Source organism: Sphingomonas sp. 66-10 (assembly GCF_001897045.1).
GTDB classification, from domain to species: Bacteria; Pseudomonadota; Alphaproteobacteria; order Sphingomonadales; family Sphingomonadaceae; genus Sphingomonas; species Sphingomonas lycopersici.
The window spans coordinates 67,409-73,129 of record NZ_MKRR01000134.1 but is presented as its reverse complement, the minus strand read 5'-3'; the positions used below and the strand labels follow the sequence as shown (position 1 = coordinate 73,129).

Below are 5,721 nucleotides of genomic sequence, written 5' to 3'. Positions count from 1 at the left end.
GCGACGTGGGTACACCTCTGGTCCGGCGATCGACATGCCGGCGGATCGACCGTCGAGACCCCTGCCCCCTTCGGCCGTCCGCCCGTGTTCTGGCGCGAAGGAAGCCGCCACGCCGAGCTTTTCTGCTCCCTGATGCACGGATAATCGACCGGCGCGCCCGCCTGTACACCCGGCCGGTTTCCTGATCTGATGGTCGTCGCGAGAGGGATGGCTAGATCGACAATGGGGGCTGGGGATTTGAACAGGGTAATCGCCGACAGCGCGCGCGGGGCCGCATTCGTAACGAGCGCGATCGTGCGGTTGATCGCGGCGATGCTGGTTTTCACGCTCGCCCCGATCCACGCCGCAACGGCGCAGGAATCGGACCGCGGGGTCTATCTGTTGAAGCCCGACGCGATTTTCGACGGCGCGACGACCGTGCTCCATCGCGGATGGGCGGTGCTGGTGCGCGGCAACCGGATCGAGGCGGTCGGCGCGACGGTTTCGCCGCCTGCCGACGCCAGGATCATCGATCTGCCCGGCACGACGCTGATGCCGGGGATGATCGAGGGGCATTCGCACCTTTTCCTGCACCCCTATAACGAAACGCCGTGGGATCAGCAGGTGCTGCACGAGGCGATCGCGCTGCGCACGGTGCGCGCCACCGTCGCGGCGCGGCGCACGCTCATGGCCGGGTTCACCACCGTCCGCGATCTCGGCACCGAAGGCGCCGGCTATGCCGATGCTGGGCTCAAGCAGGCGATCGAGCAGGATATCGTTCCCGGGCCGCGGATGCTGATCGCCAGCCGCGCGCTCGTCGCCACTGGCTCCTACGGGCCGCGCGGGTTCGAGCCGGGCGTGGCGACCCCGCTCGGCGCCGAGCAGGCCGACGGGCCCGATCTGGTCACTGCGGTCCGGCGGCAAATCGCGGCGGGCGCCGATGTGGTCAAGCTCTATGCCGATTATCGCTGGGGCACCGGGGAGCCGAGCCGCCCCACCTATCTGCAATCCGAAATGGCCGCCGCGGTCGAGGCGGCGCACAGCGCCGGGCGCAAGGTCGCCGCACATGCGCATACCGCCGAAGGGATGCGCCGCGCGATTCTGGCGGGGGTCGATACGATCGAGCACGGCGGCGAGGGAAATGCCGAGATTTTCGCGTTGATGAAGGCGCGCGGGACCGGTCTCTGCCCGACGCTTTCCGCATCGGAGGCGATCGCGCGCTATCAGGGGTGGAATGGCGGCGACCCGGCACCCGCCGGTGTCGCGGAATCGCGCCGCGCCTTCGCCGCGGCGATGAAGGCGGGCGTGGCGATCTGCCTCGGCGGGGACGTCGGCGTCTTCGCGCATGGCGACAATGCACGCGAGGCCGAAGCGATGGTGGCCGCGGGCATGTCGCCGGCGCAAGTCGCGATCGCGGCGACCTCGGGCAATGCGGCGATGTTCGGCATGGCGGATCGGATCGGCGCGGTGAAGCCGGGCATGCTGGCCGATCTGATCGCGGTCGAGGGGAACCCGCTCGCGTCGGTCGGCGCGTTACGCAAGGTCCGCTTCGTCATGAAGGACGGCGCAATTTACGAGCGCTCCGCGCATTGAGCGCGATCGGCAATCGATGAAAATCGCAGTGCACCCAAAGCTCTAACGATATTTTAGAACGCCCTCGCGCCCGGCGGCGTAAGAATTATTCCGACATCCCGGCGAGAGCGATCCGGCGCCAATATCGCGCTTGCCAGCGGCGATGCCGCGCCGCATTTCTCTCGCCATCAAAACCATAACCGGGGATTGTGATGCGCCTGCTCGCTGCTCTTCTTCTTGTCACCACCGCCGCGCCCGCGCTGGCGGAAACCCCGGCGGCCACCGCCGCGGCGGATGGCCCCACCCGCGCCTTCACCGGAAGCGACCTGTTCCAGCTTTCGATCGCCGCCGATCCGCAGATCAGCCCGGACGGGCGGACGATCGTCTATGTCCGCCGCTCGGGCGACGTGATGAGCGACCGGATGCAATCCTCCTTGTGGCTGATCGACGTCGCCAGCGGCCGCCAGACGCCATTCGCCGCGAGCGGCTCCAACCCGCGCTGGTCGCCCGACGGCACGCGTATCGCTTATGTCGCGTCGGACGGCGCGCACCCGCAATTGTTCGTTCGCTGGCTCGGCAGCGAGGGGGCGACGCGGGTGACCACGTTGCCCAACGATCCCAATGCGCTCGCCTGGTCGCCCGACGGCCGGCGGCTCGCCTATATCGCGACGGTGGCGGGCGAGCCGATGCGGCTCGGCAAACCCCCCGCCAAGCCCGAGGGCGCGAAATGGGCCGAGCCGCTCGAGGTGATCGATCGCGTCAATTATCGCGCCGACGGCGGCGGCTATATCAAGCCCGGCAACGATCATCTCTTCGTCGTTTCGGCCGACGGCGGCGGCGCGCGCCAGCTCACGTTCGGCAAGTTCGACGACAATGGCCCGCTGTCGTGGAGCCAGGACGGCCGCACGATCCTGTTCTCGGCGATCCGCGGCCCCGATGCCGAGCGGCAGGTGATGAACAGCGACGTCTTCGCGGTCGATGTCGCGAGCGGGGAGCTGCGCACCCTTACCACCCGCGACGGGCCGGACGAAGCGCCGCTCTTCTCCCCCGACGGCGCGCGCATCGCGTGGATCGGGTTCGACGATCATCGGCGCAGCTATGAAAATAACCAGCTCTATGTCGGCGGCCGCGCGGCCGACGCGCCGCGCTCGCTGACCGCCTCGCTCGACCGCTCGATCGAGGATGCGCAATGGGCGGGCGACGGCAAGAGCCTCTACGCCAGCTACGACGATCACGGGAAACGCAAGCTCGCGCGGATCTCGCTCGACGGGCATCTGTCGCCGATCGTCGACAATATCGCCGGCGGCGGGATCGATCGTCCCTATACCGGGGGCAGCTTTTCGGTCTCGCGCGGCGGCGTGGTGGCCTATACCGGCGGCGACGCCAGTGCCCCAGCGGACGTCTGGGTGTCGTCCGGCGGCAAGGCGCGGCGGCTGACCAACCTCAACGCCAACCTGCTCGAGGCGAAGGCGCTCGCCCCGGTGCGCAAGATCGCGGTCACCGCGCCGGACGGGCGCGCGATCGACGCCTGGCTCGCCACCCCGCCGGGTCGCCAGCCGGGGCAGAAAGTGCCGCTGATCCTCGAAATCCACGGCGGCCCGAACAGCGCTTATGGCCCGAGCTTCGCCAGCGACGTCCAGCTTTACGCCGCCGCCGGCTATGCGGTGCTGTGGACCAACCCGCGCGGATCGACCTCTTACGGCGCCGAATTCGCCAATCTGATCGACAAGAATTATCCCAGCCAGGATTATGACGATCTGATCGCGTCGGTCGACGCCGCGATCGCCGACGGCACCGCCGATCCCAACAATCTGTTCGTCACCGGCGGGTCGGGCGGCGGCGTGCTCACTGCGTGGATCGTCGGCAAGACCGATCGCTTCAAGGCGGCGGCGACGCAGAAGCCGGTGATCAACTGGGCGAGCGAGGCGCTGACGATGGACAATACCGTCTTCACCTCACGTTATTGGTTCACCAAGAAGCCGTGGGAGGATCCGATGAGCTATTGGAACCGCTCGCCGCTCAGCCTTGTCGGCAACGTCAAGACGCCGACGCTGGTGGTGGTCGGCAGCGAGGATTATCGCACCCCGGTAAGTGAGAGCGAGCAATATTATGCCGCGCTGCAGATCCGCGGCGTGCCAACCGCGCTGGTCAAGGTGCCGGGCGCGAGCCACGGCGGCTTCACCGCCCGCCCCTCGCAGAGCGCGTCCAAGGCCGCCGCGATCATCGCCTGGTTCGATCGCTATCGCGCGTCGCCGGAGGCCGCGAAATAGTCGCCGGCTTGGGCCCTTCGCCGTCATGCCGGGCTTGACCCGGCATGACGGGGACAGAAGCTAAATTTTGCCGGATCCGGCTCAGGCGGTGGCGAAGAATTTGGTGCCGACAACGCCGACGATGATCAGCCCGATAAACCCGGCCTGCACCGGATTGAGCTTTTCGCCGAACAACATCACGCCGAAGATCGTGACGCCGACCGCGCCCAACCCGGTCCAGACCGCATAGGCCGTTCCCGCCGGCAGCCCGCGCATCGCAAGCGCGAGCAGCCCCATGTTGACGAAGCTCAGCGCGATCGGCACCGACGAGGCGAGCCAGCTGGCCTGGGTCGCCGCCCATTTGAGGCTGAGCGCCCAGATGATTTCGGTGATCACGGCAATGCCGAGGACGAGCCACGCCATCGGGTATCTCCATTTCTGCGGGCTCGGATGAAAAGGCGCGACGGCCGGAAACCCGAAAGAGGCGCGCGCCGGCGGCCCGATAGGCGCTTGTCGCCTGTCTGTCCACCAGGGCGCTCCTCCTCTGCTGCGCAGCCGCTGTTGCGCGGCGGGTGGCGAGGAAGATTCAGAGCATTCCCCGTTCGCCCTGAGCCTGTCGAAGGGCGGCCCCAACTCGCAAACGGCAAGACGCCCTTCGACAAGCTCAGGGCGAACGGGGAGAGGTGATCCCGCTTACCGTTTCATCGAAATGACGAAATCGCAAAAATAAGATTGCGAATCACTCTCATTAGCTTAAGGGCGCACAGCACTTCCCTTGCTGATGAGGTTCCGATGCGTGCGCGACCCCGCAACTCCCTGTTCGTAGGCGCGATATTGCTGGCGTCGACCGCGAGCACAGCCGCGATCGCGGCGCCGCTCGCCACCGACGATGCCGCCCCCGCCGACAATGCCGACGAAGTGGTGGTGCGTGGGGAGCGTGTCGTCGGGCAGGCATCCTCGGGCACCAAATCGGATACCCCGATCGTCGAGACGCCGCAGTCGATCAGCGTCGTGAGCAGCGCGGATATCAGCCAGCTCGGGCTCGCCAATCTCAATCAGGCGCTGCGCTATGTCGCCGGGGTCACTCCCGAATCGCGCGGCGCCAATGCCGAGATCTACGATCAGTTCAAGCTGCGCGGCTTCGATGCGCCGCGCTATCTCGACGGGCTCAGGGTATTCGACAGCCCGACCGGCTATGCCAATCCGCAGGTCGACGTATCGCGGATCGACCGGATCGAGGTGGTCAAGGGGCCGGCCTCGGTGCTTTACGGCCAGTCTAGCCCCGGCGGGCTGGTGGCGATCTCCAGCAAATTGCCGCTCGATCAACAGTTTTACGGCGCGGTCTCAGGAACCTACGGCACCTATAACCTCTATAACGTCGATGCCGATATCGGCGGGCGGATCGATCGGAACGTGCTGTGGCGGCTCTATGGCGCGGTCAACGGCGCCGATACGCAGCAGAGCTTCGGCAAGCGCCGCCGCGCGACGGTGAGCGGCGCGGTCACGATCGGTGCGGGAAGCGATACCAGCCTTACCGTGCTGGCGGCCTATTCGCATGATCCGCAGAACGGCAATTACGGCAGCGCCCCCGCGCTCGGCACGCTCTTCGCGAACCCCAACGGCAAGATCGCCACGCAATTCGCCGACGGCGAGCCGGGCGATTTCTTCCGCCGCGAACAGGCCGCGCTGACCTATATCTTGACCCACCGGTTCGGCGAGGATTGGGCGTTCCGCTCGAGCGGCCGCTACCAATATGCCTCGACCGATCTCGGCGCGATCTATCAGACCGGCGTCGCGACCGACGCGACGCTCACCACCTTCGGCCGCGCGGCTTATGCCACCGACGAAAAGCTCAACAACTGGACGTTCGACAATCAGCTGAGCGGGCGGTTCCGCACCGGGCCGCTTACGCATCAGGTGA

Annotated in this window: 5 protein-coding genes; 3 read left to right on the top strand and 2 right to left on the bottom strand. The window is 67.1% G+C overall.

Annotated elements, in window-relative coordinates; all coding sequences use genetic code 11:
• Window positions 1–326, bottom strand: a 326-nt coding sequence (locus BGN95_RS16605; RefSeq protein WP_286773431.1) for a hypothetical protein, incomplete at its 3' end; no start/stop codon positions are given.
• Between BGN95_RS16605 and BGN95_RS16600 the strand changes: the two genes are divergently transcribed.
• The gene (locus tag BGN95_RS16600) at window positions 313–1,572 is read left to right on the top strand and encodes a metal-dependent hydrolase family protein (RefSeq protein ID WP_286773427.1); all 1,260 of its coding nucleotides are present in this window, start codon (window positions 313–315) and stop codon (window positions 1,570–1,572) included. The two genes, BGN95_RS16605 and BGN95_RS16600, sit on opposite strands and share 14 nt — an antisense overlap.
• A 191-nt stretch (window positions 1,573–1,763) precedes the next feature.
• Window positions 1,764–3,821 carry a S9 family peptidase gene (locus BGN95_RS16595; protein ID WP_265312359.1) on the top strand — a complete coding sequence of 686 codons (2,058 nt, stop codon included), beginning with the start codon at window positions 1,764–1,766 and terminating at the stop codon, window positions 3,819–3,821.
• An 81-nt stretch (window positions 3,822–3,902) separates the two neighbouring features.
• Here the strand turns inward: BGN95_RS16595 and BGN95_RS16590 are convergent, their stop codons facing one another.
• The gene (locus tag BGN95_RS16590; protein ID WP_179515414.1) at window positions 3,903–4,223 is read right to left on the bottom strand and encodes a DMT family transporter; all 321 of its coding nucleotides are present in this window, start codon (window positions 4,221–4,223) and stop codon (window positions 3,903–3,905) included.
• A gap of 369 nt (window positions 4,224–4,592) precedes the next feature.
• On the opposite strand from BGN95_RS16590, the gene BGN95_RS16585 reads away from it, so the two are divergent.
• A partial coding sequence (locus BGN95_RS16585; protein ID WP_286773384.1) for a TonB-dependent siderophore receptor occupies window positions 4,593–5,721 on the top strand: 1,129 nt, incomplete at its 3' end.